Annotated in this window: 24 protein-coding genes and 1 CRISPR repeat array; of the genes, 7 read left to right on the forward strand and 17 right to left on the reverse strand. The window is 70.8% G+C overall.

What is annotated here, in order from left to right; all coding sequences use genetic code 11:
• The first annotated feature begins 455 nt into the window (after window positions 1-455).
• On the forward strand, window positions 456-1,310 hold the full coding sequence (locus QK440_RS30690) for a helix-turn-helix transcriptional regulator (protein ID WP_282796498.1): 855 nt from the start codon (window positions 456-458) through the stop codon (window positions 1,308-1,310).
• Window positions 1,311-1,325: 15 nt separating this feature from the next.
• Here the strand turns inward: QK440_RS30690 and QK440_RS30695 are convergent, their stop codons facing one another.
• The 3 genes from QK440_RS30695 to QK440_RS30705 form a co-directional block, all read right to left on the reverse strand.
• Window positions 1,326-2,885 (reverse strand): alpha/beta hydrolase, encoded by a 1,560-nt coding sequence (locus tag QK440_RS30695; protein WP_349239327.1) that lies wholly within the window; start codon window positions 2,883-2,885, stop codon window positions 1,326-1,328.
• 179 nt (window positions 2,886-3,064) lie between these two features.
• Complete coding sequence (locus QK440_RS30700; protein WP_282796499.1) at window positions 3,065-3,682, reverse strand: TetR/AcrR family transcriptional regulator; 618 nt, start codon at window positions 3,680-3,682, stop codon at window positions 3,065-3,067.
• A 1,271-nt stretch (window positions 3,683-4,953) separates the two neighbouring features.
• Window positions 4,954-5,493, reverse strand: coding sequence for an ATP-binding protein (locus QK440_RS30705; protein WP_282796500.1), 540 nt, complete (start codon window positions 5,491-5,493; stop codon window positions 4,954-4,956).
• A 207-nt stretch (window positions 5,494-5,700) separates the two neighbouring features.
• On the opposite strand from QK440_RS30705, the gene QK440_RS30710 reads away from it, so the two are divergent.
• The gene (locus tag QK440_RS30710) at window positions 5,701-7,071 is read left to right on the forward strand and encodes a sporulation protein (protein ID WP_282796501.1); all 1,371 of its coding nucleotides are present in this window, start codon (window positions 5,701-5,703) and stop codon (window positions 7,069-7,071) included.
• A 259-nt stretch (window positions 7,072-7,330) separates the two neighbouring features.
• Window positions 7,331-7,664: direct repeats of the CRISPR family, unit length 29 nt; unit sequence GTGGTCCCCGCGCGTGCGGGGGTGGTCCC.
• 64 nt (window positions 7,665-7,728) lie between these two features.
• On the opposite strand, the gene QK440_RS30715 is transcribed toward QK440_RS30710, so the two are convergent.
• The 5 genes from QK440_RS30715 to QK440_RS30735 all read right to left on the reverse strand — a co-directional run bounded on the left by QK440_RS30715 (window position 7,729) and on the right by QK440_RS30735 (window position 12,653).
• The gene (locus tag QK440_RS30715; protein ID WP_282796502.1) at window positions 7,729-8,646 is read right to left on the reverse strand and encodes an aminoglycoside phosphotransferase family protein; all 918 of its coding nucleotides are present in this window, start codon (window positions 8,644-8,646) and stop codon (window positions 7,729-7,731) included.
• A gap of 197 nt (window positions 8,647-8,843) precedes the next feature.
• Window positions 8,844-10,172, reverse strand: coding sequence for a dicarboxylate/amino acid:cation symporter (locus QK440_RS30720; protein ID WP_282796503.1), 1,329 nt, complete (start codon window positions 10,170-10,172; stop codon window positions 8,844-8,846).
• Between the two features lie 369 nt (window positions 10,173-10,541).
• Window positions 10,542-10,832, reverse strand: a complete 291-nt coding sequence (locus QK440_RS30725) for a DUF4229 domain-containing protein (RefSeq protein WP_282796504.1) — start codon at window positions 10,830-10,832, stop codon at window positions 10,542-10,544.
• 106 nt (window positions 10,833-10,938) lie between these two features.
• Window positions 10,939-12,102, reverse strand: coding sequence for an aminofutalosine synthase MqnE (gene mqnE, locus QK440_RS30730; protein ID WP_282796505.1), 1,164 nt, complete (start codon window positions 12,100-12,102; stop codon window positions 10,939-10,941).
• Window positions 12,103-12,197: 95 nt separating this feature from the next.
• Complete coding sequence (locus tag QK440_RS30735; protein WP_190136645.1) at window positions 12,198-12,653, reverse strand: Lrp/AsnC family transcriptional regulator; 456 nt, start codon at window positions 12,651-12,653, stop codon at window positions 12,198-12,200.
• 139 nt (window positions 12,654-12,792) lie between these two features.
• Here QK440_RS30735 and QK440_RS30740 point away from each other — a divergent pair, with 139 nt between their 5' ends.
• Window positions 12,793-12,921: a hypothetical protein gene (locus tag QK440_RS30740; protein WP_282796528.1), complete on the forward strand. Its 129-nt coding sequence runs from the start codon at window positions 12,793-12,795 to the stop codon at window positions 12,919-12,921.
• On the opposite strand, the gene QK440_RS30745 is transcribed toward QK440_RS30740, so the two are convergent.
• Genes QK440_RS30745 through QK440_RS30755 form a run of 3 tightly spaced genes read right to left on the reverse strand, consistent with a single transcriptional unit; the run spans window position 12,918 to window position 15,988 of the window.
• Window positions 12,918-13,592, reverse strand: coding sequence for a UbiX family flavin prenyltransferase (locus QK440_RS30745; protein ID WP_282796506.1), 675 nt, complete (start codon window positions 13,590-13,592; stop codon window positions 12,918-12,920). The two genes, QK440_RS30740 and QK440_RS30745, sit on opposite strands and share 4 nt — an antisense overlap.
• Window positions 13,593-13,637: 45 nt before the next feature.
• Window positions 13,638-14,540, reverse strand: a complete 903-nt coding sequence (gene mqnP, locus QK440_RS30750) for a menaquinone biosynthesis prenyltransferase MqnP (RefSeq protein WP_282796507.1) — start codon at window positions 14,538-14,540, stop codon at window positions 13,638-13,640.
• The gene (locus QK440_RS30755) at window positions 14,537-15,988 is read right to left on the reverse strand and encodes a menaquinone biosynthesis decarboxylase (protein ID WP_282796508.1); all 1,452 of its coding nucleotides are present in this window, start codon (window positions 15,986-15,988) and stop codon (window positions 14,537-14,539) included. The genes mqnP and QK440_RS30755 overlap by 4 nt, the downstream gene beginning before the upstream one ends.
• A gap of 88 nt (window positions 15,989-16,076) precedes the next feature.
• On the opposite strand from QK440_RS30755, the gene QK440_RS30760 reads away from it, so the two are divergent.
• The 4 genes from QK440_RS30760 (at window position 16,077) to QK440_RS30775 (ending at window position 20,128) form a co-directional block, all read left to right on the forward strand.
• Window positions 16,077-16,370: a PLD nuclease N-terminal domain-containing protein gene (locus tag QK440_RS30760; protein WP_282796509.1), complete on the forward strand. Its 294-nt coding sequence runs from the start codon at window positions 16,077-16,079 to the stop codon at window positions 16,368-16,370.
• 212 nt (window positions 16,371-16,582) lie between these two features.
• A complete protein-coding gene (locus QK440_RS30765; RefSeq protein ID WP_282796510.1) occupies window positions 16,583-17,503 on the forward strand; it encodes a 2-oxoglutarate and iron-dependent oxygenase domain-containing protein in 921 nt (306 codons plus the stop codon).
• A gap of 1,260 nt (window positions 17,504-18,763) precedes the next feature.
• Window positions 18,764-19,504 carry a Crp/Fnr family transcriptional regulator gene (locus QK440_RS30770; protein ID WP_282796511.1) on the forward strand — a complete coding sequence of 247 codons (741 nt, stop codon included), beginning with the start codon at window positions 18,764-18,766 and terminating at the stop codon, window positions 19,502-19,504.
• Window positions 19,505-19,609: 105 nt separating this feature from the next.
• On the forward strand, window positions 19,610-20,128 hold the full coding sequence (locus QK440_RS30775; RefSeq protein ID WP_282796512.1) for a hypothetical protein: 519 nt from the start codon (window positions 19,610-19,612) through the stop codon (window positions 20,126-20,128).
• A 24-nt stretch (window positions 20,129-20,152) separates the two neighbouring features.
• On the opposite strand, the gene QK440_RS30780 is transcribed toward QK440_RS30775, so the two are convergent.
• The 6 genes from QK440_RS30780 to QK440_RS30805 form a co-directional block, all read right to left on the reverse strand.
• Window positions 20,153-20,662: an SRPBCC domain-containing protein gene (locus tag QK440_RS30780; protein ID WP_282796513.1), complete on the reverse strand. Its 510-nt coding sequence runs from the start codon at window positions 20,660-20,662 to the stop codon at window positions 20,153-20,155.
• 54 nt (window positions 20,663-20,716) lie between these two features.
• A complete protein-coding gene (locus tag QK440_RS30785) occupies window positions 20,717-21,661 on the reverse strand; it encodes a CU044_5270 family protein (protein ID WP_282796514.1) in 945 nt (314 codons plus the stop codon).
• Complete coding sequence (locus QK440_RS30790; RefSeq protein ID WP_282796515.1) at window positions 21,658-22,290, reverse strand: RNA polymerase sigma factor; 633 nt, start codon at window positions 22,288-22,290, stop codon at window positions 21,658-21,660. Before QK440_RS30790 ends, QK440_RS30785 begins: the two co-directional genes overlap by 4 nt.
• A 79-nt stretch (window positions 22,291-22,369) precedes the next feature.
• A complete protein-coding gene (gene ccsB / locus QK440_RS30795; RefSeq protein WP_282796516.1) occupies window positions 22,370-23,500 on the reverse strand; it encodes a c-type cytochrome biogenesis protein CcsB in 1,131 nt (376 codons plus the stop codon).
• Window positions 23,497-25,455, reverse strand: coding sequence for a cytochrome c biogenesis protein ResB (locus QK440_RS30800; RefSeq protein ID WP_282796517.1), 1,959 nt, complete (start codon window positions 25,453-25,455; stop codon window positions 23,497-23,499). The genes ccsB and QK440_RS30800 overlap by 4 nt, the downstream gene beginning before the upstream one ends.
• Before the next feature lie 3 nt (window positions 25,456-25,458).
• The gene (locus tag QK440_RS30805; protein ID WP_282796518.1) at window positions 25,459-26,247 is read right to left on the reverse strand and encodes a cytochrome c biogenesis CcdA family protein; all 789 of its coding nucleotides are present in this window, start codon (window positions 26,245-26,247) and stop codon (window positions 25,459-25,461) included.
• Between the last annotated feature and the right edge of the window lie 5 nt (window positions 26,248-26,252).

Raw genomic sequence — 26,252 nt, forward strand, 5'->3', positions numbered from 1 at the left:
GGCCGCGGGGGGGGGGGCGGGGGCGGGGGGGGGGGGGGGGGGGGGGGGGGGGGGGGGGGGTGCCGGCGGGGGGGGGGGGGGGGGGGGGGGGCGGGCTCCCGGCGGGCCCGGGCGGGGGGGGGGGGCCCGGCGCCGCGGAGCGGCGAGGTTCCGGGCGCGGAGCGGCAAGAAAGGGCGGGCGGGCGGGAGAACGCCGCGGAGCGGCGCAAAACAGCCGCGGGGCGGCAAGGCTCCACAGCCGCGAAGCGGCAGAGCTCCACGGCCGCGGAGCGGCGAGACCCGGACCGCGGAGCGGCAAGGCACGCCGCGGCGCGGCGGAAGCCACACAGCACCCCCAGCCGGAGGCACCGCGCTGAACCCCAGCCAACCCGCCCCACCCCGCCCGCGGCAGGCCGCCTCGTTCCTGGCCCTGACACGGCCCCCCAACCAGGCCGCCCGCCAGGGACAATGGGCACATGAAGACGAACGGCGGAACCGAGCTCGGCCGCTATCTGCGGGCACGCCGCGCCCAGATCCGGCCCGAGGACGCCGGGCTCCCCGCCGGCACCGGCATCCGGCGGACGCCCGGCCTGCGCCGCGAGGAGCTGGCCACCCTCGCCGGGGTGAGCGTCGACTACTACACGCGCCTGGAGCGCGGCCGCGAGACCAACCCCTCACCGTCCGTGCTCGACTCCCTGGCCCGCGCCCTGCGCCTCGGCCCCGACGCCCACGAGCGCCTGCGCGAGCTGGCCGAACTGGCCTCGGGCCGGCTCACGGAACCGCACCCCACCACGGAGTTCACCGTGCGGGACTCGGTCCTGCGGGTCCTGGAGGCGCTGCGCCCGCTGCCCGCGTACGTCCTCAGCCCGTACAGCGACATGCTCGCCGCGAACGCCCCCGGCCGCCGCCTCATGCCGGGCCTGTGGGACTGGCCCGTGCAGGAGCGGAACGTCGCCCGCTACGTCTTCCTGCACCCCGTCGGCCGCACCCTGTACGTCCCGTGGGAGGAGACCGTCGCCCGCTCCCTGGCGCACCTGCGCGCGGTCGGCGGCCGCACCCCCGACTCCCCGCGCCTGACCGCGCTCGTGGGCGAACTGATGCTCAAGTCCCCGGACTTCGCCGGGCTCTGGGACCGGTACGAGGTGTGCGAGCGCAGCGGCGGCGTCAAGACCTTCGCCCACCCCAAGGTGGGCACGATGACGCTCACCTACGAGGTGATGCAGCTCGCCCGCACCGGCGGCCAGCGCCTGGTCACGTACCAGGCCGAGCCCGGCAGCACCGACGAGGAGGCGATGCTGCGCCTGGACCCGGCGGCCCGCCAGGCCGCCTGATCCGCACGGGTCCCGTCACTCCTTCCACTCGGCGGCGCACGAACTCCCGTCCTTGGGCATCTGCTTGTACAGCAGGAAGCCGTCCACCTTCGCCTTCACGCACTTGGAGCCGAAGTAGCCGGTGTGCCCGTCGCCCTTGTTGTCGAGCACGACGGCCGACGACCCGAGGCGCCGCGCGGTCTCCTCCGTCCAGCGGTACGGGGTCGCCGGGTCGCCCCGCGTGCCGACGAGCAGCAGCGGGGGCGTGTCGACGTCCCGTACGTCGTCGCGGATGTACGACGTACCGGCGGGCCAGCCGAAGCACATCAGGACGAGCGTGAGGTTGTGCTCGCCGAAGACGGGCGAGGCCTCCTCGAACTCGCCCTGAAGGCGCTCCACTTCGCGCTCCACCTTCTTCGCGTCGGGCCGGTCGGGGTCGTCGGCGCAGTTCACGGCCGCGAGGGCGGCGGTCTGGTTGTCCTCCGGCACGTCGGCGCGCGCGGCGGCACGTCCCTGCGGGCGGCCCTGGCCGCCGATGCCGCCCACGCGCATCAGCGCCCGCGGGTCGCCGTCGGCGAGCAGCGCGCCGAGCGCCTGCGACAGGGCGGGCCAGGCCTGGCGGCTGTACAGGGCGCTGCCGAGGACGCTCACCACGTCCTGGCCGGTGAACTCCTCGCCCTCCGCCGAGCGCAGCGGCATCGCGTCCAGGTCCTCTATGACCTGCGTCATGGTCTGCCGGGCACGGCGCGAGTCGTCCCCGAACACGCACCCCGCGTTCTTCGTGCACCACAGCAGGAAGTTGTCGAGCGCCGTCTGCTGTCCCTCGGCGGAGGCGAGAGCCTGTTCCTCGACGGGTTCGGTGAGCGTGTCCACGCCGTCGAGCACCATGCGCCCGACCTTCTTCGGGAACTGCGCGGCGTACACGGCGCCGAGCCGCGTCCCGTACGAGAACCCGAGGTAGTTGAGCTTCTTGTCGCCGAGGGCCACGCGCAGCACGTCCATGTCGCGCGACACGTTCACGGTGCCGATGTGCGGCAGCACCGGCCCGGACTCCTTCACGCACCGCTCGGCCGTCTTCCGCAGCCGCGCGAGGACGGCGGCGGCCTCTTCCCCGCTGTCGATGCCGTCCGGCTCCTCCGGCTCGCCGCCGCAGGTCACGGGGTCGCTGAGGCCGACGCCGCGGGGGTCGAAGCCCACCACGTCGTACCGCTTGCCGAGGTCGCCGAAGCCCTTCAGATCGGCGCCGAGCCCCGCCACGCCCGGTCCGCCAGGACCGCCGAAGTTCACCAGCAACGACCCGCGCTTCGCACCGCTCGCCTTCACCTTCAGCAAGGCCAGGTCGACGGTGCCGCGCCCGGGGCGGGCGTAGTCGAGCGGGACGGTGAGCGTGCCGCAGCGGACGTCCTTGTCCTTGGTGACCGTCTCCGGGAGGTTCTGCTTCTCGGACGAGCAGGCGGCCCACTTCACCTTCTGCGCGTAGAAGCGCCGCAGGTCCGGCTGCGGGGGCTTGCTCCCGGCCGGGGCGGTCGTGGCGGCGGGCAGCGCCGTGAGGGCCAGGGCGAGGGCGGTGGCGCCCGTGAACGCCGTCGTGCGCACAGCGGCCTCCCAGAGGTGCGGTCTCCCCCTCGGGTCCCCCGGCGTAGCTCCGGGCTCCTCCCCCGCCCGGCCCTCCCCGTCCGGTCTCCCTCCGGCCAGGCTAGGCGCCCCCGCCCCACCTCGCCCGTTCAGCCGGGCAGCCGGTCACACACCGTAATAATTCCGAGCGTCCGCGGGACTCAGGAGGACGGCGGCACCCACCGCCGCCCCTCCATCAGGTCACCGAGCCCGGCCCAGGCGAAGTTCATGAGCGTGGCCGCGGCCTCCCGGGCGGAGACGTCCGGGTCGGCGTTGGCCCACCCGGCCAGGGACTCGGCGGCGCCGACGAGGGCGTGGGCGAGGCCCGCGACCTCGCGGTCGGGCAGCGACGGGTCCTGGTGTGCCTCGCGCGCGGCCGCGGCGAGGAGCGCGGTCACGAAGGCGACGAGCTCGGCGCGCAGCGCGTTCACCTCGGCGGCGAACGGCTCGCCGACCGTACGCGCCTGGCTGTGCAGCACCGCCCAGCCGTCGGGGTGGCGCCCGGTGTGCTCGAAGAACGCCCTCAGCCCGTCCCAGAGCTGCCGGTCGGCCGGACCGGGCGCGACGGCACCGCGCACGGCCCGCGTCAGCGCGGCGGCCTCCCGGCGTATACAGGCGGTGAACAACTCTTCCTTGCTGTTCAGATACAGGTACACCAGCGGCTTGGACACCCCCGCAAGCTCCGCGATCTCATCCATGGACGCGGCCCGGTACCCCCGCTGCCCGAAGGTCCGCACCGCCGCGTCGAGCATCTGCCGCTCCCGCTCGGCCCGAGGCATCCGCTTCCGCCGCACCCCCGACTCCCCCCGAGCCCTCACATCTCCCACCCCACCGCCCGCCCTCCCACCAACCGACCACAGCTCAGCCTACGGCGCCGCCCCACGCAGCCGACCCACGACCACCGACGCCCCGAACTCCCCACCCCCGCCCGCCCCTCCACCGAACCGCCCCCATCGCACACACGGCACGAGCAACACCACCAACGAGCCCGGAAGCCACTTCCCACCACCCACCCGACAGCACACCCCCACACCACACCCCCAACTCCAGGCAAGCCTCCACCGCGATCGAGTAACGTCAACGAAGCCCACCACCACAGCTCTTCAGTAGCTTCAGGGCTGAGTCACCACGATTCATCACGCGCAGGATGGCGGAGGCCACTCACCACATGCCCGTAATGTCGACTTCCCAAGAAGTAAGCAAAAACGCCCCACCCACCTAACAAACCCCCAGCTCACGCCCTGTGGTCCCCGCGCGTGCGGGGGTGGTCCCCTCCACGTAGAGGCCGAGCGGGCCGAGCGGGCGTGGTCCCCGCGCGTGCGGGAGTGGTCCCCGTGCGCCTGACACGCTGCCCGTCCACGGTGACGTGGTCCCCGCGCGTGCGGGGGTGGTCCCGAGTGGCGCACACGAGATATTGACGTGCCGCCGTGGTCCCCGCGCGTGCGGGGGTGGTCCCCGGTGCCCCGAGATCAGCCCCAATCTGCTCGCGTGGTCCCCGCGCGCGCGGGGGTAGTCCCGCGGCCCTCGGCCTGTACAACCGCATGCTCTTGTGGTCCCCGCGCGGGGGTGGTCCCCGGGGCGAACGCCTCCCACTTCTGGGAGAACAATGGTCCCGCGTGTGCGGGGGTGGTCCCCAGACGGCCCCGGCCGCCAGGATCACCACCAGGTTGGTCCCCGCTCGCACGGGGGTGATCCCAGCCGGCCCTCGTCGTACTTGGTCTTCAGTGCGTGGCCCCCGCGCGCGGGGGTGACCTCGCCTCGATGTGCTCCGCACCCGCGCCACGTGGTGGTCCCCGCGCGTGCGAGGAGGGACGAGGCCGAGGCTCCGCATGTCCCCCAACCGGGCCGCCCTTCGCTTTCCACGGCAGACGGGTGGCCCGGTCTCGGTATGAGGTTGTGAAGCGCGGCCCCTCCTCGGGAGGGAACTCCGGAGTCATCCAAGGGGCCGCGCCCCTTGCGGCCGAGAGGTCAGCTCAGGCCGCATCCCCGGCTCGTCGCCCACACTCCCGATCGCATGGGAGCGCCCAGGTGAGCGACGAGCCGGAGCTCATCACGCGTGCTGGTCGGTGCTGAAGCGGCACCACACGGTCTTGCCGCCCGGCTCCTCCGGCGACCACCAGACCGAGTCGGCGAGCCGCTGCACGATCATCAGCCCGCGCCCCCGCTCCGGCAGCAGCGCCTCCGGGAAGTCGCCCGCGAGCTCAGGCGACAGGCGATCACCCACCGGAAGATCCGGCGGAGCGGAGTCCTCATCCGTCACGCCGATGCACAACAGCCCCGGCCAGGTCATCACCGAGACGTCGATACGCCGCTTGGCACCGGGCCGCGCCAGACAGTTGTCCGGCACGGCGTGTTGCACGACGTTGCTGACGAGCTCGGAAACGGCGAGCCGGGCGTCGTCACCGATGCGCTCAAGCCCCCAGTCCTGGAGGGACCCTCGGACCATTTCCCGTTCGGCGCGGACCGCGTCCCGCGAATCTGCGGAGAGCGTCAGCGCCCGGTGATGGCCAGCCGACGAATCGGCAGCATCAGCCCGCGGGGCTGCGATGCCTGAAGTGGTCGTTCTGTGTTTGCTCGGACGAACTCCCATCACGTCCCCTCCTGACTGCCGACGGGCGGCGTACCGGGTCGTTCCGTGCCGAACAGTGAACGACACGAGCCATCACGTCGGGAGCGTTCATCAGGGGGTTCACGTGAACACCGGCAGAGAAAGAGGGGGTTCACCAATGGACCCCCCGAGATCTGCGAGCTGTGACACCATGAACACTCGCTGTCATTCTCGGGTTGGCAGGGGAGCATGGACCGAGAGCCGAACGCGCACCTCATCTCCCTGATGGAAGAGGCCGGAGTCTCGAACAAGGGCCTCGCGAAGCGCATGTGCGACCGGGCGAAGCAACGCGGTACACCTCTCGGAACCACTCACGTGTCCGTCCAGCGCTGGCGGGACGGCGCGGGCATCAGACCTCAGACGGCGGCGATCCTGGCGGACGTACTCAGCGCCAAGCTGAGTCGCCGCGTCACACCGGGCGATCTCGGATTCTTCGGCGAGCCGACCCCGCCCGCCTCCCAGCCGACCGGGTACCCGGCCACCGTGCCCGACGTCCTGGCCGCACTCGACAACCTCGCCCAAGAACGTGCAGAAACCGCCGCCCCCAACCGCCTGGTCGCCGCGGACGCCGACATCAACTCGGCAGTCCTGTCCTGGATGATCGCCCGCCCTGACGGCATCCAAGCCGACAGGCCCGTGCACCAGCGCATCGGCATGCGCGACGTACGCGCCATCCGAGACGCGGCAAGCACGTTCATGCAGCTCGACTTCAAGTACGGCGGAGGCCACGGCCACCGGGCACTGCGGCACTACTTCCGCCACGAGGTCCTGCCGCTGCTCAGCGCCGGTTACAGCGACAGAGTCGGTACGGCCTTGTACAGCGCGGCTTCCGAGGTCGCCCAGTTGCTCGCGTGGACCGCGTACGACGCTGGCAACCACCAACTCGCGCACCGCTACCTCACGTCGACACTGCGGCTGTCCCAGGTCAGCGGCGACCGCATGTTCGGCGCCCGCATCCTGACCAACCTCAGCCACCAGGCCAACTACCTCGGCAACCACGCCCAAGCGATCCAACTCGCCCGCGCGTCAGTCGAGGGCGGCAAGGGCCAGTCGACCCCACGCGCCCTGGCGATCTTCTCCGCCCACGAAGCCCGCGCCCTCGCCAACGCCGGTGACGCACGCGGCGCAGGCCGTGCCATGAACGAAGCCGAGCGCTACTTCGAACGCGCCGGCACAGCCGAAGACCCCGACTGGCTCCACTACGTCGACGCCGCGGAGATCCAGGGCGAGATCGGCCACTGCCTACGCGACCTCAAGCAGTGCTGCGCGGCCTTGGAGCATGCCCAGCGCGCCGTCGACAGCACAGACCCGCAGTACGCCAGGAGCCTGGGGTTTTGCCGCATGGTCCTGGCTCAAAGCCACTTGCTGAACGGCGAGTTGGAAGCAGCGATCACAACGGCGAGCCTGACCGTCGACGCAGGCGACACCCTGCGGTCCGCCCGCTTCCAGCGGTACGTCACAGACTTCCAAGCAGAAGTGAGCAGGCACTCAGCGGAACCAGCCGTGGCAGCGTTCGACGAGAAGGTCCGCGCCGCTCTCGCCCGTTTGGACGATGACTGAACCGCCTCAGGAGGCATCAAGCGCCATCCTCAGCAGGGTCGAACAGCGGCTTACCCACAAGTGGCACACCACGATCGAGTAACGTCGGCGAAGCCCATCTAGGTGTACCGCTCACACCCTTCGGTAGCTACAGGACTAAGCCGCCACGCTCCATTACGCACGAATTGCGAAGGCTACTCACTAAATGACCGTAATGCCGACTTCTCAAGAAGTAAGCAAAAACGCCCCGACCTCTTAACAAACCCCCAGGTCGCGCCCTGTGGTCCCCGCGCGTGCGGGGGTGGTCCCACGTTTCCGCCGTTGGGGATCTCGATTACCCAGTGGTCCCCGCGCGTGCGGGGGTGGTCCCCTGATGGCCCGCATCCGTTCGATCAAGCCGGAGTGGTCCCCGCGCGTGCGGGGGTGGTCCTGCCCGGGATGAGGCTGCCGCCGGTGGAGACCTGTGGTCCCCGCGCGTGCGGGGGTGGTCCCTACATCAGGTGCGTGCGGTGCCAGGGGCCAGAGTGGTCCCCGCGCGTGCGGGGGTGGTCCCGGCGCTTCTTCCTCCCGGTACCGGGTGCGGTAGTGGTCCCCGCGCGTGCGGGGGTCGCCCCACCACAAGGCCGGGTACGTCCGCAGCCCCTCCACAGCCAGGGGCGCCCGCCCCCCCCTCAGCACCTACCAAGGCCGCCAATCCCGAGGTCCGTCGTCGTCCCTCAGCGCCGCGATCCGGCGCCGGTACTCGTCGGCCACCCTCTCGCTCACCCGGACGTTCTGCATGAGCCACGTCGTCATGTTGAACTCCTGCAGCCCACGCAGCGTCCCGTAGCCCTCCCAGTCGTACAGGTCCCGCCCGTACGCGCCCACGAAGTCGGCGTACTGCTGGTCGGTCTGCCAGCCGAGGCTGTGGTGTTCCACCGCCGTGACCATGAGGTCCCACTCCGGGTGGTCGTAGCAGAAGGCTTCGAAGTCGATCAGGATCACTCGGCCCAGCACGTCCACCATGAGGTTCTGGACGTGTGCGTCCCCGTGGACAGGTCCTTTCGGTGTCGCGAAGCTCAGCTCGGCACACCTGTCCCGGAGTTCGCGTGCGCGCTTCCGCAGGAAGGCCTTGTCGTCGTCCGGGATGACGGCCTTGTCGAGTCGTACGTCCCACTTGTCGAACGGCTCGTACGACGGCAGGACCAGGTCCTCCGGCACGGTCATGGAGTGCAGGTCCCGCAGGACGCCACCCAGCTCCCCGTACGTGGCCTTGCGGTCGGCCTCCACGATCAGGTGCCAGAACGTCACGGGGTGGCCGTCGACCACGAGCGGCTGCTCCAGGTCCTCGACGGCCCGCGTGGCGGGGAAGCCCTCGCCCGTCAGCCAGCGCGAGACCGCGACCTCGTTGCGTGCCTTGGTCAGCCACTCCGGCCCGCGCGCGGCACGGACGATCACCGGCGTCGAGGCCAGCCGGAAGAGCGCGTTCTCCCCGATGCGGATCAACTCCGCTCCTCTGCCGTCCAGGCCCGCCGTCCGGCACGCGGCAGTCACGACCCGCGCCGCCTCCGCCTCCGTGAAGCCCTTCCCCGCACCCCGAGCAGCGTCAGCCGCCATGCCCGAACCAGCTCCCCTAGTCGCGCGCGATCAACCGGCGCCACGTTCACGGATGACCAACCCGACGCTCGCCGGACACGTCATCGACCGTACAGACCGGAGTGGTGCGCCACGAGAGGGAGCCAGAAGCCAGGACGACACGCACGAGCCCCACGCCAAAGCGTAGGCGTGGGGCTCGTAAGGCGGGGCGGGTGGTGTCAGGCCGCGGCCGGGAGGGCGTCCGGGTCGTCCAGGGGGGACGCGGAGGCCGACTCGTAGGCGGTGCGGTCGAGGATGTCCTCGCGGGCGGCGACGATCACCGGGACCAGGGCCTGGCCGGCGACGTTCGTGGCCGTGCGCATCATGTCCACGACGGGGTCGATGGCCAGGAGCAGGCCGACGCCCTCCATGGGCAGGCCGAGGGTGGACAGGGTCAGGGTCAGCATGACCGTGGCGCCGGTGAGGCCCGCCGTCGCGGCGGAGCCGACGACCGAGACGAAGGCGATGAGCAGGTACTCCTTGATGCCCATCTGCACGTCGAAGATCTGCGCGACGAAGATCGCGGCGATGGCCGGGTAGATCGCGGCGCAGCCGTCCATCTTGGTGGTGGCACCGAACGGCACCGCGAAGGACGTGTACTCCTTCGGCACGCCGAGCCGCTCGGTGACCTTCTGCGTGAGCGGCATCGTGCCGACCGAGGAGCGCGAGACGAAGGCGAGCTGGATGGCGGGCCAGGCGCCCTTGAAGAACTGGACCGGGTTGACCTTGGCGACCGTGGCGAGCAGCAGCGGGTAGACGCCGAAGAGCACCAGGGCGCAGCCGACGTAGATGTCCGCGGTGAACGTCGCGTACTTGCTGATCAGGTTCCAGCCGTAGTCGGCGATGGCGAAGCCGATGAGGCCGACGGTGCCGATCGGGGAGAGCTTGATGACCCACCACAGGGCCTTCTGCAGCAGCGCGAGGACGGCCTCGCTGAGGTCCAGGACCGGCTTGGCCTTCTCGTCGCCGATCTTGAGGACGGCCACGCCGGCGACGGCGGCCATGAAGACGATCTGGAGGACGTTCAGCTCGGTGAAGGGCGTGATGACGTCCGTCGGGATGATGCCGGTCAGGAAGTCGATCCAGGAGCCCTGGTGCTCGGGCTTGGCGCCGTCCTTCGGGGTCAGGCCGGTGCCCGCGCCGGGGTTGGTGACCAGGCCGATGACCAGGCCGATGGCGACCGCGATCAGCGACGTGATCATGAACCACAGCAGCGTGCGGGTGGCCAGCCGCGCGGCGTTGTTGACCTTCCGCAGGTTTGTGATCGAGATCAGGATGGCGAAGAACACCAGCGGCGCCACGGCCAGCTTCAGCAGGCCGACGAAGGTGTCGCCCACCTTGGACAGGGTGGTGACGAGCCAGCCGATGTCCTGGCTGCGGGCGAGCCAGCCGAGCAGGACGCCGAGCACCAGACCGCCGAGGATCTGGGCCCAGAACGGCAGCTTCAGGAACCTGGGTATCCGGAAGCCGGGCTTCTGGTCGGTGGGGGACGCGGGATTCGCGGACACGGACACACTCCGGGTAATGACGGGGGGACGTGGTGGAGCGGCGACCGCGAAGGGTCGGCGGACACCGCTGCTGTGGGTCTGTACGGCGGTTCAGACTCGGCGACAGGCCGCGGACACGCAGCGGCAGAGATCGACATGCAGGCGCGCCACGAGCCGGACGCCCATGGCGTTGCGGTGCGCGGCTGCTGTCTTCATGTCGAACACGTTAACACTTGAACTTTGAGTACATCAAAGGTCTTGTTTGAGGTAGAGGGACCTCAGGAGTGTCCCGGAAACGGCAGAACCCCGGTACTGGAGCGGCATGCTCCGGTACCGGGGTTCCGTACGTTTTCGGCCGGTGTGACGAACCTTACGACCGTGCGCTTGGTGCTACGACTGGGCGCGCGCCGCGTCGTCGGCGCCGTCCTCCTGGGCCCGGTTGCGCTCCAGGCTGGCCTTGACGTCGTCGACCTTCGCGACGACCTTCGCCGAGGCCCGGTCGCGCTCCTTGCGCAGCACGACGAAGCTGATGGGCGCGGAGACGACCAGGGCGAGCAGGGCCACCCACAGGAGGTTGGAACCGCCGAGGCCGCGCGGCACGACGCCGGAGTAGACCAGGCCCCAGACGACCACGAAGCAACCCGCGAAGACCCCGAGGCGCATCAGCGTGTAGCGGAGCATGTCAATCCACTCTTCCGTTCCGACAGAGGCCCGAGCATCCCGAATCAGCCCGAGCTGGACGAGCCCCTCCAGTGAAGCATGCACAGGGGCCCGTACAGGAAGCGGGTCAGACCCGCATGGGCTGGGGCGACTCGCGCAGCTCCCGGTCGGGGCCGGGGTACTCGCGGATGACCTCGTAGCGGGTGTTGCGCTCCACCGGGCGGAACCCGGCCTCGCGGATGAGGTCGAGGAGGTCGTCGCGGGTCAGCTTGTTCGGCGTGCCGAAGTTGTCCGCGTCGTGCGTGATCTTGTACTCGACGACCGAGCCGTCCATGTCGTCCGCGCCGTGCTGGAGCGCGAGCTGCGCGGTCGCGACGCCGTGCATGACCCAGAAGACCTTGACGTGCGGCACGTTGTCGAAGAGCAGCCGGGAGACCGCGAAGGTCTTCAGTGCCTCGATACCGGAGGCCATCTTGGTGCGGGCCTGGAGGCGGTTGCGGACCTTGCCGTCCTGCATGTCCACGAAGTCGTGCTGGTAGCGCAGCGGGATGAAGACCTGGAAGCCGCCGGTCTCGTCCTGCAGCTCGCGCAGCCGCAGGACGTGGTCGACGCGGTGGCGCGGCTCCTCGATGTGGCCGTACAGCATCGTGCACGGGGTCTTGAGACCCTTCTCGTGCGCGAGGCGGTGGATGCGGGACCAGTCCTCCCAGTGGGTCCTGTGGTCCACGATGTGCTGCCGGACCTCCCAGTCGAAGATCTCGGCGCCGCCGCCGGTCAGCGACTCCAGGCCGGCGTCGATCAGCTCGTCGAGGATCTCCGACGCGGTGAGGCCGGAGATGGTCTCGAAGTGGTGGATCTCGGTGGCGGTGAAGGCCTTCAGGGAGACGTTCGGCAGCGCGGCCTTCAGCTCCCGCAGCGAGCGCGGGTAGTAGCGCCACGGCAGGTTCGGGTGCAGGCCGTTGACGATGTGCAGCTCGGTGAGGTTGTCGGCCTCCATCGCCTTGGCGAGCCGGACGGCCTCCTCGATGCGCATCGTGTACGCGTCCTTCTCGCCCGGCTTGCGCTGGAAGGAGCAGTAGGCGCAGGACGCGGTGCACACGTTCGTCATGTTGAGGTGCCGGTTGACGTTGAAGTGCACCACGTCGCCGTTCTTGCGGGTGCGCACCTCGTGGGCCAGGCCGCCGAGCCAGGCCAGGTCGTCGGACTCGTACAGGGCGATGCCGTCCTCGCGGGACAGCCGCTCACCGGAGCGGACCTTCTCCTCAAGGTCGCGCTTGAGCCCTGCGTCCATTGCCGTACCTCTGTTTCTCCGAACGACCTGCGACAGACCCGACCCACCGTACTCCCCCGCCTCCGGCGCGGGCGGCGCCCCCCGCGGCCGGGCGCCTACACCTCCTCGGGGAGCTCCCCGACCCGGTTCTCCCACTTGGTGGAGAGCACGATCGTGGTACGCGTGCGGGAGACGCCCTTGGTGCCGCTGAGGCGGCGGATGGTCTTCTCCAGGCCGTCGACGTCCGTCGCGCGGACCTTGAGCATGTACGAGTCGTCGCCCGCGATGAACCAGCAGTCCTCGATCTCGTGCAGGTCGCGCAGGCGCCGGGCCACGTCCTCGTGGTCGGCGGCGTCGGAGAGGGAGATGCCGATGAGCGCGGTCACGCCGAGGCCGAGCGAGGGGGAGTCGACCGTCGCGCGGTAGCCGGTGATGACGCCGGCCGCCTCCAGGCGGTTGATGCGGTCGGTGACGCTGGGCCCGGAGAGACCGACGAGGCGCCCGAGCTCGGCGTAGGAGGCACGGCCGTTCTCGCGCAGAGCCTGGATGAGCTGCCTGTCCACGGCATCCATAGGTCAGAGCCTTTCATTATTTAGCGTTTTCGCGAGTCTACGTGTAGAATCTAAGGCACAACAGGGTCTCCACCCTGTGAATCGTCCGGAAGTTCAGCCGATCAACGACGATCCTTCGAATCCTTCAGGAGTGTTCCCCGTGTACACGATCGAGATGGCCTACGCCCGTATGCGCGAGCTGCAGGACCTGGCCAACCGCTCGCGTGTCCATCAGCCCGCCGCCACCGCCGCGCGCAAGGCCAAGAAGCGCGCCGCCAAGAAGCGCTAAGCCTCACGGGAGCCGCCCCCGAGCTCCCCTTCCCACCGGCGGTAGAGCTGGTGCGGCACGGCTGCCGCGTCGAGCACCCGCCCGGCGACGAAGTCCACCAGGTCCTGGATGTGCGTCGCCCCCGCGTAGAACGCCGGAGAGGCGGGCAGCACGATCGCGCCCGCCTCGTCCAGGCTCACCAGGTGCCGCAGCGTCGTTCCGTTCAGCGGCGTCTCCCGGACGCAGACCACGAGCCGCCGCCCCTCCTTGAGCGTCACGCTCGCCGCGCGCTGCAACAGGTCCTTCGACAGACCCAGCGCCACCCCGGCCACGGACGCCGTGGACGCGGGCACGATCAGCATCCCCTTGGTCGCGTACGACCCCGAGGACGGCCCCGCCGCCAGGTCGCCGGCGGCCCAGTACCGCACGGCGTCCACGGACACCCGGAACGTGCCCGGCTTGCCGTCCGCGCCCCGCGACAGCCACTCCTCCAGGTCCGCGCGCCAGTGCGCGTCGCGGAAGGAGATCCCGGTCTCGTCGAGCAGCGTCAGGCGCGAGGCCCGCGAGACCACCAGGTCCACGCTCTCCCCCGCCGCGAGCAGCGCCCGCAGGACGGAGGCGGCGTACGGGGTGCCGGACGCCCCCGACACCCCCACGATCCAAGGCTTACGCTGCGTATCTCCTGCGTTCACGCCGTGCAGCCTACCTATCCCGTGGGGTCATGAGGTCCGGCTCCCTCACACCGTGAGCCCGCGCACCAGCAGGTCGAGCAGCGCGCAGACGAACAGCGCTATCCCGATGAAGCCGTTGACCTGGAAGAAGGCACGGTTGAGGCGGGACAGGTCGTGCGGCCGCACGATCGAGTGCTCGTACAGGAATGCACCGGCGACGATCAGCAGGCCGAGCCAGAAGAACGCGCCCGCGCCGGTGGCCAGGGCGTACCAGACGAACAGCGCCGTGGTGACCAGGTGGCAGCCGCGCGCGCCCCGGATGGCGGCCGGGATGCCGAACCGGGCCGGTACCGACATCACGCCGATCTCCCGGTCCGTCTCCACGTCCTGGCAGGCGTAGATCAGGTCGAAGCCGCCGATCCAGACGCCGACGGCGAGGCCCAGTATCACCGCCGTCCAGGACCACTCGCCGGTGATCGCGAGCCACGCGCCGACGGGGCCGATCGCCTGGGCGAGGCCGAGGATCGCCTGCGGGAAGTTCGTGAACCGCTTGCCGTACGGGTAGACCACCATCGGCACCACAGCGACCGGCGCGAGCGCCAGGCACAGCGGGTTGAGCAGGGCCGCCGAGCCGAGGAAGACCGCGACGGCGACGAGCGCCCCGGTCCACGCGGACCTCACCGAGACGGCGCCGGTGACCAGTTCGCGGTGCGCGGTGCGCGGGTTGCGGGCGTCGATCTCGCGGTCGATGATGCGGTTCGCGGCCATCGCGAAGGTGCGCAGGCCCACCATGCAGACGGTGACCAGGAGCAGCCGCCCCCAGTGGATGTTCCCGTCCCACTCGTACATCGCGGTCAGCGCGGCGATGTAGGCGAAGGGCAGCGCGAACACCGAGTGCTCGATCATGACGAGCCGCAGGAAGGCCCGCGTGCGTCCCGGCTGCGGCAGCGCGGCGGAGGCGGAGGTCACAGGCCGTACTCCTTCCAGCGGCGGTCCACGAGGGCCGCCGTGTCCGGGTCGGACTCGACCATGTCCGGCCAGCCGCCGTCGCGCGTGTACCCCTCCTCGGGCCACTTCCTCGTCGCGTCGATGCCCGCCTTGCCGCCCCAGAACTGCTGGTACGAGGCGTGGTCCAGGTGGTCGACCGGGCCCTCCACGACGGTCAGGTCGCGGGCGTAGTCGGTGTTGCCGAGCGCGCGCCAGGCGACCTCGTGCAGGTCGTGCACGTCGCAGTCGGCGTCCACGACCACGATCAGCTTGGTCAGCGACATCATGTGCGCGCCCCAGACGGCGTGCATGACCTTCTGCGCGTGCTTCGGGTACTTCTTGTCGATCGCGACGATCGCGCAGTTGTGGAAGCCGCCCGCCTCCGGCAGGTGGTAGTCCACGATGTCCGGCACGATGATCTTGAGGAGCGGCAGGAAGAACCGCTCCGTCGCGCGGCCCAGCGGGCCGTCCTCCGTGGGCGGCCGGCCCACGACGATGGACTGGAGCAGCGGCCGCCTGCGCATCGTCACGCAGTCGATGGTCAGCGCGGGGAACGGCTCCTGCGGCGTGTAGAAGCCGGTGTGGTCGCCGAAGGGGCCCTCGGGGAGCATCTCGCCGGGCTCCAGCCAGCCCTCGATGACGACCTCGGCCTGCGCGGGCACCTGGAGCGGCACCGTCTTGCAGTCGACCATCTCGATCCGCTTGCCCTGGAGGAAGCCCGCGAAGAGGTACTCGTCGATGTCGCCGGGCAGCGGCGCGGTGGAGGCGTACGTCACGGCGGGCGGGCAGCCGAAGGCGATGGCGACGGGCAGCCTCTCGCCTCGCCGCGCCGCCACCTGGTAGTGGTTGCGGCTGTCCTTGTGGATCTGCCAGTGCATGCCGATGGTGCGGCGGTCGTGGCGCTGGAGGCGGTAGAGGCCGAGGTTGCGGACGCCGGTCTCGGGGTCCTTGGTGTGCGTGAGGCCCAGGTTGAAGAAGGAGCCGCCGTCCTTGGGCCAGGTGAACAGCGCGGGCAGCCGGTCCAGGTCCACGTCGTCGCCCGTGAGCACGACCTCCTGCACGGGCGCGTCCTTGACCTTCCTCGGCGGTACGTGGGTCATCGCGCCGAGCTTCCCGAAGGCCTCGCGCACCCCGACGAACCCCTGCGGCAGCTCCGGCTTCAGCAGGCCGCCGATCTTGTCGCTGATCTCGCCGTACGACGTCAGGCCGAGGGCCTTGAGCAGCCGCCGGTCGGTGCCGAACACGTTCATCGCGAGGGGCATGTCGCTGCCCTTGACGTTCTCGAAGAGGAGCGCCGGGCCGCCGGACTTCTGTACGCGGTCGACGATCTCGCCGACCTCCAGGTACGGGTCGACCTCGGCCTTGATCCGCTTGAGATCGCCCTCGCGCTCCAGTGCCCTCAGCAGAGAGCGGAGATCGTCATAAGCCATGCGGTCAAGTATCGGTCACCGGCTACCCTGGCCCCGTCACCGGGGGCGCCCGGTGCCCGTACTCCGCTCCTGGGAGGATCGCCCTCACATGCTCAGGTATCTGCCGTTCCTGCTGGTCCTGGCCGTGTGGATCTACGCCTTCATCGATGTGCTCAACACCCCGGAGAACGAGGTGCGCCACCTGCCCAAGGTGGTGTGGGTCATCATCGTCCTGCTCTTCGGCGAGGTGCTGCTCGGGCCGGTCGCGTGGTTCGTCACCGGCAAGAAGCGCCGCCCCGCGGGTGGGGCGCGCTCTTCCCGGGGGTGGGTGGCTCCGGATGACAACCCCGAGTTCTTGAAGGGGCTGGGGAAGGACCCGGACGACAGACGGGACGAGTCCTGAGCGGATTCCTCCGGCGAGGTGCGCCTGGCGGGGTTTCCTTCCCACCCGCCCACCCGTACAGCCACACCTGACCGTCACGCCAGGGCACTTCAGCCCGTCCGGCGTTTGAGGACGAGCGCGGAGCGCGATCGGGCTGGGGTCCAGGGGGCGCAGCGCCCCTGGTTACGGGAAAGGGGCGGGACTGGGGCGTCCCACGCGGGCAGCATGGACCCATGACCATCCCCACCGTCGACCTCCGCGCCTGGCACGCAGACGGCCCAGAGGCCCGCTCCCGCATCGCCGCAACCGTCGACGAAGGCCTCCGCACCGCCGGCTTCCTCCTGGTCACCGGCCACGGCGTCCCCGCGGAGCTGCGCGCGGCGATCCGCGCGGAGGCCCGCGCCTTCTTCCGGCTGCCGCCCGCCGCGAAGGAGGCGTACGGCACCCGGGTCGGCGGCCGCGGCTGGCTCGGCCCGGGCGCCGAGGCCAACAGCTACGCGGAGGGCACGGCGTCCCCGCCGGACCTGAAGGAGTCGCTGTCCTTCGCCGCCGACGAGCCGACGGGCGACCCGGCCGTGGACGCCGAGTGGTTCGCGCCCAACGTCTGGCCCGCCGAGGCACCCGGCCTGCGCGCGCCCGTGGAGACGTACCTGGCGCGGATGCGGGCGCTCTCCGACCAGCTCCTCGAACTGCTCGCCGCCGCGCTCGGCGGGCCGGAGGACTTCTTCACCCGCCACACCGGCCACCCCACCTGGGGCTTCAACATCAACTGGTACCCGGGGCGGGACACGCTCGGCGAGCCCGAGCCCGGCCAGTTCCGCATCGGCGCGCACACCGACTTCGGCACGGTCACGGTCCTCGACCGGCAGGCGGGCCGCGGCGGGCTCCAGGTGTTCACGGACGAGGACGGCTGGCGGGACGCGCCCTGGGACCCGGAGGCGTTCACGGTCAACATCGGTGACCTGATGGCCCGGTGGAGCGGCGGCCGCTGGCGCGCGGGCCGCCACCGCGTCCTCCCGCCCCCGGCGGACGCGCCCGCCGAGGAGCTGATGTCGCTGGTGTACTTCTACGAGTGCGACCCGGGCACGGACGTGCGGGGCACGGATTCGCACACCTATCTCCGGGCGCAGCTCGACGCGATCGCGTCGGGCTGAGGCGGACGGCGAACCGCGGACGGCGGACCCCGGACGGCAGACGGCGCGCACGCCGCGCGGAGCGCCGCCGAGTTGACGCCGACGCGCCTCCCGAAGGCCTTGGCATGGCGGAAAGTCACGGCGGGAAGAGCCCCTCACCGCACTCCTCGCGCCCCGCGCGCCCCGTGGGGCTGTTGCTTAGTCGACTTACGCGGGAGTAGCGCCGTGCGACCCATTGACCGGAAATCCTTTATTCGTCGGCCGGGTCGGTCCGAGTGGCGGCACAAGTCGTCCGTTAAATGGTTTCCGGCGCGACAGAACGGTCACCGGAACGGGAAATGCATTTCACCGGCCTGGAACACATGAGCTACCGAACGGCCAAGCAAGGCATGCCTCACTTGTCCAATCTCCGGCACCTTGCGGGTGATCATTATTCGATATTGTCGGCCGGTGTGGAGGTGCTGCGAAGCCGAGGGCGCGGCACGCGGTCGCGAAACGGACCAAAGGAACAAATGGGAGTCGAGACGATCCGTCTCGATCGCCGCCCCGGCCGAGCCGTCCCCGCGCCGGAAAACCCCTCCCGCGAGGGGCGGCTGACCGCTTATTTCCGCCGCGGTGTGACCTTTTCGCAGCTCATGGTGTTTACTGGATGTCCGGTCTGAGCCTTGGTGGGTCCAGACCCTTTCCGGAGGCCCCGGGGGTGGTTCCCCGGGGCCTCTGCGTTTTTCGGAATGTTAACGTCCGCGCCCCCCGGTGCTCATACGGAATAAATTCCGCACCTTTGCCGCGTAAAGACTTTCAAATGCCGCGCCCCTTCAGATTCACGCATCCGGGTTACCGAAGACCCCTGTGATGCGCATCACATAGATCGGGATGATCACGTAACAAAACCCTCTCCGGAGGGGCTTCCTTTTCACGTCGGATCAACGGAACGGCCCTGGTCGCGGCGCGGCTGGCATTTCTGACTCGCATAGGCGTAGCCTTCTGAGCGTCTTCGCCTCGCACCGGCCTCACCACCCGGATGACACGCGATGGAGAGGGCGCTGGACCCACCACCCGGGATGCGTCCGCCGTACGAGCGGACGCACCCGGCCCGGCACCGCGGAGTCGAAAGGACCTCAGACCGATGCAGACCGCCATGACCGATGGCGAGGTCGCACCGCACACCTTCCCGCCCTGGAAAGCAGGTTCGTTCCCGCCCGCGTGGCCTCCCCCCGCCGCCGGGCGCGGCCCGGCCGGCCGCGCGGCGGCGCACCGGAAGCCCGGGACCGGGGGTGCGTGATGCCCCCCAGGGTCGACGCCTTCCGTACGACCGACGTGCTCAAGGGCCACCAGGCCATGCCGCGGGGCACCTTCCTGCACCACCTGCCCGCCGACTCCTGGCCGTTGCTGGTCGCCGCGTGGGGGTCGGACGCCCGTGTCTACGCGCGGGACGAGGAGCTGCCCATCGGGCCGGACGACCAGCACGTGTACCTCGTCCTCGGCGGCTGCGTCCGCCAGGAGCGCTTCCCCCTCGGCACGGGCGCGGACGCCCCGCGCATCACCCGGTTCCGCGGCGTCGGCCAGATACTGGGGGAAGCCAAGCTGATCTACCCCCGGGAGTCGGTCAAGGCCGCCTGCCTCACCACCACCTGGGTCATGCCCTGCCCCGTGACGCGCATGAACTGGCTGCTCAGCCGCCACCCGGAGATCCAACTGGCCCTCCTGCGCAGCCTTGAGGACCGCAACCGCAGCGACGAACTGATCTACGGCACCGCCACCCGCACACCCCTCCAGCGGGTCGGCGGCCTGCTGCTCCACCTCGCCGACCACGCCAGCACGCCCGCCCCGGCGAACCCCGGCCACACCACCATCCTGGGGCCCAGCCAGAAGGACCTCGCGGACGCCCTCATGATGGGCGTCTCCACCGTGGAGAACGCCATCCGCCGCCTGCGCGGCACCCATGGCGTCATCACGAGCAAGTACCGGCAGTTCGTGGTGACGGACCGTTTCCTCCTCCGCGACATCGCCATGTCGGCCTAGTCCACGCCGACAGCGCCCCCTCGCCCCCTCCTCCCCTTCATCCCCCCGTCTCCAGTGCCCCGGGCCCCGCGGGTCCCGCACGTGCCCCGAACGGATCAGACGACGATGCCCTTCCCCTCCACCACCCTGGCGCTCGGGACCAGTGCCGGCTCCCTGCTGGTGGCCGCCCTGGTCGGCGCGGCCATGACGGTCGTGACCGTCTACGGCATCCGGCACCACAAGGAGGTCTTCGCCTGGATGCGGACCACGCGGGCCAGGGACGACGAAGCCAAGGACCTCGAGGAGGCCGGCCAGTACCTCAAGGACCTGTTCGAGGAGTTGTGCGGCCTCGCGCAGAGGCCCTGCCGGGCGGCCGACGTCGCCGGGGTGGCCCGGCTGAGCAACGTGATCAAGGGCTCGATCGGCCAGGCCGAGGCGGTCTCGGCGGAGCTGCGCGCCGTCGTCGAGCACGCCGACGCCTACCTGGCCACCCTGCTCCCGGACCAGGAACCCGGCGCCCGGACGACGCCCGCCGAGCACCACGCCCTGCTGGTGCGCGCCATGAAGCAGGAGTGCGCCCGCATCGAGCTCGCGCACGCCCTCGGTGCCGCGCAGCAGAGGATCCGCGGCCTGCGCCGCGCCTGACCGGCCGCGTGGCCCGCGCGCCGGTCAGGCGTAGGACGCGCGCAGCTCGCGCCACCGGTCGAGGGTCCACGTCGACCAGTCCTTCGGGTGTCCGGCCAGCGCGGCCACCAGGTACTCGAAGTGGTCGTGCCAGCCGGCGAGGCAGTCGAGGCGGAAGCCGTCGTCGCCGGTCATCTCGTTGGTGAAGCGCAGCGTCGTCCCGGTGTCCCCGGCGTGCTCCAGGTGGAAGCGGCACCGCCCGTGCAGGTCGATCGTGTACTCCGCCACCACGTCCGGGTCCCAGGCGGTGACGCGCCCCGCGTGCACGGCCGCCACCGGGTCCGGCGTGTTGAGCCACCGCAGCGTCACCGCGCCGCCCAGGCGCGGCTCGAACACGTCGGCGGCGGCGAGCCACCCCGGCAGTCCCTCCGGGGTGGCCACCGCCGCCCAGACCGCGGCCACCGGGTGCGGCAGGCGCAGCACCCAGTGGAGCGTGTGCGTGTCCCCCTCGGTGCGGCTCGTGCCCCGCTCGATGATGTCGCTGGTATCGCTCATGGATGCCAGCCTCACGCACCCGGCCGCCCGGGTCACGCACCCGGAGCGGATCACCTAGGGGCGTTCGCCCGCCTTGTCGACGACCTTCCGCTCCAGGACGGCGGTGTGGGCGGTCACCGTGCCCTTCTTGAAGCCGGTCGGCAGGTCCTCCACCGCGACTTGGCGCTCGCCGAGGAACTGCTTGGTCTTCTTGTCGAAGATCAGCTCCCGCCGCTCACCGTCGTTCTCGCGGGCGATGGCCACGCCGCGCCGCCCCGCCGCGTCCACCGCGTCGTCGACGAGCTCGACACCGGGGATCTTCGACGCGGCGAGGTACAGGGCGGCGGCTTGTTTCGGCGGCATCAGGCCGCCGCAGAGGTCGCCGACGAGGACGAAGGCGTTCTGGTCCCTGCTTTCGCCCCCGCTCGCCACCCGGTACAGCCAGTCCCGCATGTTGACGGGGTCGCCCGGCATCTTCTGCAGGCTGCGGTAGTCCTGGCTGCCTTCCACGAGGGGCAGGTCCGGCGGCATGCGCTCGTGGTCGAAGCCGTCGACGCGGTCGTTCACCACCTCCGTGTGCTTGCCGTCCACCGACTGCCAGTACTCCCGCACGTGCAGGGGCTGCAGGCGGGCGGTCTCGTCGCTGCCCGTCTCCACGTACCTCTCCCTGGTCTTGATGTACACGAACTGGTCGTCCCGCAGGTTCTTCGGTGCGGGCTGCCGCCCCGCCGCCGCCGCGATGTCCTCGAGCATCGCGACGGTCTCCTTCGACGGCGGACCGGCCTGTGCCGTGTCCTCGCTGAACGGCTGCGCCACGACCAGGCCCGCGGCGACCGCCGCGGCCACGGCGCCCGCGACCAGCGAGGGCCGCAGCCAGCTCCTGCCCGCGCGCGGCGCGGTGTCGGTGTCCTCTTGCCGGATCTCGCTCAACAGATGCTCCTTCAGGCGCAGGTGGCGGCCCGGCGGGAGGTCTCGCTCCGGCACGGTGGCGAAGCCGTCGGAGTCCTCGTACGACGTCATCGGACGCCCTCCTCGATAGGCCTGACCGCGTTCGCGCGGTCACCTCTCAACTGTCCGCGCCCTTTGAGCGGTTCCATATGTTTCGCGAGTTTTGCCCGTGCCCGTGACAGCCGGGAGCGCACCGTCCCCACCGGGATGCCGAGCGCGTCCGCCGCCGCCTCGTAGCCGAGCCCCGACCACACGCACAGCGCGAGGACCTCGCGGTCGGCGCGGCGCAGCTTCGCCAGGGCGGTGCGGACGAGGGCGAGCTGCTCCTCGTCGTCGACGCGCCCGGCCACCTCGTCGGCGAAGTCGGCCACGGCCTCGTCGCGCGGCAGCCGGGCCACGGCCGCGGCGTGGCGGCGGGTGGCGCGCCGCTGGTTGCGGGTCACGTTCGTGGCGATGCCGAGCAGCCACGGCCGCAGCGACCCGCCGTCCTCGGTGACCCGGTCGCGCAGCCGCCACGCCTCAAGGAAGGTCAGCGACACGATGTCCTCGGCCGTCGACCAGTCCCCCGTCAGGCGGTAGGCGTGGTTGTAGACGGAGCGGGCGTAGGTGTCGAAGAGCTCCCCGAAGGCGTCCGGGTCCGAGCCCCTGATCCGTGCGCGCGTCCGCCGCCGTGCCGCGAGTTCCCCCTGATGCGTCTCCACGCCCCTTGTCTGTCCGTACGACGAAGGCCGGTTCCCGTGGCCCGTGCCACAGGAACCGGCCTTGCCGGCGCGGGGGTGCTCAGACCCCGGCGTACGAGTGCTTGCCGCTGACGAAGATGTTGACGCCGTAGTAGTTGAACAGCCAGCAGCCGAAGGCGACCAGGGCCAGGTAGGCGGCCTTGCGGCCCTTCCAGCCGGCCGTCGCGCGAGCGTGCAGGTAACCGGCGTACGCGACCCAGGTGATGAAGGACCAGACCTCCTTGGGGTCCCAGCCCCAGTACCGGCCCCAGGCGTCGCCCGCCCAGATCGCGCCCGCGATGATCGTGAACGTCCACAGCGGGAAGATCGCCGCGTTCATGCGGTACGTGAACTTGTCCAGCGAGGCGGAGGCGGGCAGCCGCTCCATCACGGAGGTCGCGAACCGGCCCGGCGTGCCGCCGCGCTGGAGCTTGGCCTCGTAGGAGTCCTTGAAGAGGTACGCCGCCGTGGAGACCGCGCCGACGTAGAAGGCGGCGCCGCAGAAGATCGCGGTGGAGACGTGGATCCACAGCCAGTACGAGTGCAGGGCCGGGACGAGCTGGTCGCTGTCGGTGTACAGGACGGTGACCGCGAGGCCGAGGTCGAGCAGGATCGTGGTGATCAGCGGCAGGCCGATCCAGCGCACGTTCTTCTTCAGGGCGAGCAGCGACAGGAAGACGCCGACGGCGACCGTGGAGAAGGTGATGTTGAACTCGTACATGTTGCCCCACGGCGCCCGCTCCACGGACAGCGCGCGGGTGACCACCCCGGCGGCCTCGACGAGGAAGCCGAGGGCGATGAGGGAGACGGCGATGCGGCCGTAGAGGTCGCCCTGCTCGTCACCGGCGGCGGCACCCGGGCCGTCCGGGACGTCACGGCTGCCCGCGGCGGCGCGGGTGACGACCGCGGGCGCGGCCTTCGGGCGCTCCAGGGTGGCCGTGCCGCCCTTCGACCGGACGGTGACGGCGGGCGCGGCGGCCTTGGCGCCGCCCTCCGCTCCTTCCCCGGCCGCCCCGGCCGTCGTCAGCGCGGCGGCCGTGCGGGCGACCTTGCTGCGGCTGCCGAAGAGCCACTCCGCCATGAGCGCGAAGAAGGCGAGGAGGTAGACGGCCATCGCGGAGTAGATCAGCACATTGCTGATGTGCGCGAGGTTCTCGTTGGTCGCGGCGGCGACGGTGGTCGCGTGCGTCACTTCTCAGCCCCTTCGGCAGGTACGACATCGGGGGTGGGGTCGGTTGTCTCGGATGCGGGGTCCTTGCCGGACGGGGGAGCCGGGGCGCCCTTGCCGGACGGGGCGGAACCCTTGGCGGCGGGGGCCGGGGCGTTGGCGGGGTCCGTGGCTTCGGCGGCTGCCGCGGGGTCCGTCGCGTCCGTGGCTGCCGCGGGGTCCGTGGCGGCGGTCCGCTCGGTCCCGCTCTCGGGCGCCGGGGCCGGGGCCTGCCCGGAGTCCGCCTCCGGCTCGGGCTCCGGCGTCGCGTCCGCCTCCGCGGGCGCGTCCGGCGAGGACGGCGCGCGGTCGTGGAGCTCCGCGGCGAGCGCCGCGAGTTCCTCCGCCACCTTGGCGGACTCGCTGCGGCCGAGGCCCGCCATCTCCACCACGGTGACGCCGTCGGCGCCCCGCGCCGCCCGCACCCACACGCGGCGGCGCTGGATGAACAGCGACCCGGCCAGGCCCGCGATGGCGGCGACGGCACCGCCGAGCGCCCAGCCGCTGCCCGGCTCCTGCGAGATCTGGAAGCTCGCCCACTGCTTGAGCTCCTTCTCGAAGGTGATCGACCCGGCGCCGTTCGGCAGCTTCATGGTCTCGCCGATCTTGAGCCGCTTCTTGAACAGCTCGCCGTTGGCGTCCTTGAACTTCTGCATCTTGCGCGTGTCGAGCTGGTACACGTTCTGCGGGACGCCGGAGTCCACGCCGAGGCTGCCGTGGTACGCGGAGAGCGCGAGCCGCGGATTGATGGGCGCGGGGAACTGGGAGAACATCTGCCCCATGCCGTCACCCGCGAAGGTCGGCACGAAGAAGGCGTTGAAGCCGAGCTGCTCCGGCTTGCCGTTCTTGTCGCGGTAGCCGTCGAGGACCTTGACCGCGCCGGTGGCCGTGCCCATGGAGTCGATGGGCAGCAGCGGCACGGACGCGCTGTAGACGACCTTGCCGCGCCCGTCGCGGACGGTGACCTTGGGCGCGTACCCGTGGCCGACGAGGTACACCTTGGTGCCGTTGATCTCCAGCGGCTTGTTGACCTCGACGACCTTCTTCTTCTCCGGCCCGTCCGCGCCCTCGCTGTAGGTGACGTGCGCCTTGAAGGTGCGGGCGGTGCCGCGCTGGGGCCCGGTCACCTCGTACGAGCCCTCGAACCGGTCCAGCCTGAAGCTGAAGGGCTCCAGGTCCGCGATGTCGAAGAGGTTGCCGGACTTGAAGTCGTCGTACTGCGTGAGCGTGTTGGAGAAGCCGTCGCCCTCCATGATCAGCTTGCCGCCCTCGGACTTGAAGAGCTGTCCGGCGGCGAAGGCGATCAGCATGACGATCAGGGCGACGTGGAAGATCAGGTTCCCGGCCTCGCGCAGATAGCCCTTCTCGGCGGAGACCGCCCCGCCCACCCGGTGGGAGCGGAAGCGGCGCCGCTTCAGCAGCGCGAGCGCGGCCTCGTCGACCTGCTCGGGCGTGGCGTCGGTGCGCCACGTCGTGTACGCGGGCAGCCGCGTGAGCCGCTTGGGCGCGGCGGGCGGTCGGCCGCGGAGCTGGCCGACGAACTGCCAGGTCCGCGGGACGATGCAGCCGATGAGGGAGACGAAGAGCAGGATGTAGATCGCGGAGAACCACACCGAGCTGTAGACGTGGAAGAGCCCGAGCTTCTCGTAGAGGGGCGCGAGCGTGGTGTGGGTGTCCTTGAAGTCCTGGACCTTGAGCTCGTCGGTGCCCTGCTGCGGGATGAGCGAGCCGGGGATCGCGCCGAGCGAGAGCAGCAGGAGCAGCAGGAGCGCGACCCGCATGGAGGTGAGCTGGCGCCAGAACCAGCGGAACCAGCCGAGGACGCCGAGCGCGGGCACGGCCGTCGCGGACTCCTCCTGGGGAGCCGTCGAGAGCTGGGCCCCGGCCTCGCCGAGGTCGGACCGCTCGTCGCCGCGCGGATTCGTCTTGGTGTCGCTCATGGATCAGATTCCCACCGAGTAGCGGTTGGTCCACACCTGCATGTCCTGCACGACGCTGTCCCAGACGCCGGTGACGAGGAGGAGCCCGGTCGCGATCATCATGCCGCCGCCGATCCTCATGACCCACACATGGTGCCGCTTCACCCAGCCGAACGCGCCGAGTGCCTTGCGGAAGGCGACGGCCGCGACGATGAACGGGATGCCGAGCCCCAGGCAGTAGGCGACGCCGAGGATCGCGCCGCGCTGCGGGTTGGCGCCCTCGAAGGACAGGGTGTTGACGGCGGTGAGGGTCGGCCCGACGCACGGCGTCCAGCCGACGGCGAAGAGGGCGCCCAGTATCGGGGCGCCCAGGAGCCCGGTGGCCGGCCGCTTGTGGAAGCGGAACTCGCGCTGGGTGAGCCAGGGCATCATGCCCATGAAGAAGAAGCCGAGCAGGATCATCACCACGCCGAGGATGTGCGTGATGGTGCTCTGGTGCTCCCGCAGGGTCTGGCCCATGGCCCCGAAGAACATCCCGGCCGGGACGAAGATCGCGGTGAACCCGAGCACGAAGAGGCCGGCACCGAGGGCCATCCGGCCCCGCTTGGCCTCCTCCAGGTCCTGGCCGGTGACCCCGGTGACGTACGAGAGGTAGCCCGGTACGAGCGGCAGCACGCAGGGCGAGAAGAACGAGACGAGGCCGCCGAGCACCGCGACGGGGATCGCGAGCAGCAGCGCGCCGCTGATGATGGTCTGGTTCTCCCCGGACGCGGCGAGCGTGACGGTGCCGTGGAGGACGGTGGCGGCGGACACGTGGA

This window comes from Streptomyces sp. CC224B (genome assembly GCF_030010595.1).
GTDB lineage: Bacteria > Actinomycetota > Actinomycetes > Streptomycetales > Streptomycetaceae > Streptomyces > Streptomyces longispororuber.

Excerpts from the sequence above, each read along its gene's own strand:
- QK440_RS30690 (WP_282796498.1), top strand. The coding sequence starts at position 456 with ATGAAGACGAACGGCGGAACCGAGCTCGGCCGCTATCTGCGGGCACGC.
- QK440_RS30700 (WP_282796499.1), bottom strand. The coding sequence starts at position 3,682 with ATGCCTCGGGCCGAGCGGGAGCGGCAGATGCTCGACGCGGCGGTGCGG.
- QK440_RS30705 (WP_282796500.1), bottom strand. The coding sequence starts at position 5,493 with ATGGGAGTTCGTCCGAGCAAACACAGAACGACCACTTCAGGCATCGCA.
- QK440_RS30710 (WP_282796501.1), top strand. The coding sequence starts at position 5,701 with ATGGACCGAGAGCCGAACGCGCACCTCATCTCCCTGATGGAAGAGGCC.
- QK440_RS30715 (WP_282796502.1), bottom strand. The coding sequence starts at position 8,646 with ATGGCGGCTGACGCTGCTCGGGGTGCGGGGAAGGGCTTCACGGAGGCG.
- QK440_RS30725 (WP_282796504.1), bottom strand. The coding sequence starts at position 10,832 with ATGCTCCGCTACACGCTGATGCGCCTCGGGGTCTTCGCGGGTTGCTTC.
- mqnE (WP_282796505.1), bottom strand. The coding sequence starts at position 12,102 with ATGGACGCAGGGCTCAAGCGCGACCTTGAGGAGAAGGTCCGCTCCGGT.
- QK440_RS30735 (WP_190136645.1), bottom strand. The coding sequence starts at position 12,653 with ATGGATGCCGTGGACAGGCAGCTCATCCAGGCTCTGCGCGAGAACGGC.
- QK440_RS30755 (WP_282796508.1), bottom strand. The coding sequence starts at position 15,988 with ATGGCTTATGACGATCTCCGCTCTCTGCTGAGGGCACTGGAGCGCGAG.
- QK440_RS30760 (WP_282796509.1), top strand. The coding sequence starts at position 16,077 with ATGCTCAGGTATCTGCCGTTCCTGCTGGTCCTGGCCGTGTGGATCTAC.
- QK440_RS30765 (WP_282796510.1), top strand. The coding sequence starts at position 16,583 with ATGACCATCCCCACCGTCGACCTCCGCGCCTGGCACGCAGACGGCCCA.
- QK440_RS30770 (WP_282796511.1), top strand. The coding sequence starts at position 18,764 with ATGCCCCCCAGGGTCGACGCCTTCCGTACGACCGACGTGCTCAAGGGC.
- QK440_RS30775 (WP_282796512.1), top strand. The coding sequence starts at position 19,610 with ATGCCCTTCCCCTCCACCACCCTGGCGCTCGGGACCAGTGCCGGCTCC.
- QK440_RS30780 (WP_282796513.1), bottom strand. The coding sequence starts at position 20,662 with ATGAGCGATACCAGCGACATCATCGAGCGGGGCACGAGCCGCACCGAG.
- QK440_RS30785 (WP_282796514.1), bottom strand. The coding sequence starts at position 21,661 with ATGACGTCGTACGAGGACTCCGACGGCTTCGCCACCGTGCCGGAGCGA.
- QK440_RS30800 (WP_282796517.1), bottom strand. The coding sequence starts at position 25,455 with ATGAGCGACACCAAGACGAATCCGCGCGGCGACGAGCGGTCCGACCTC.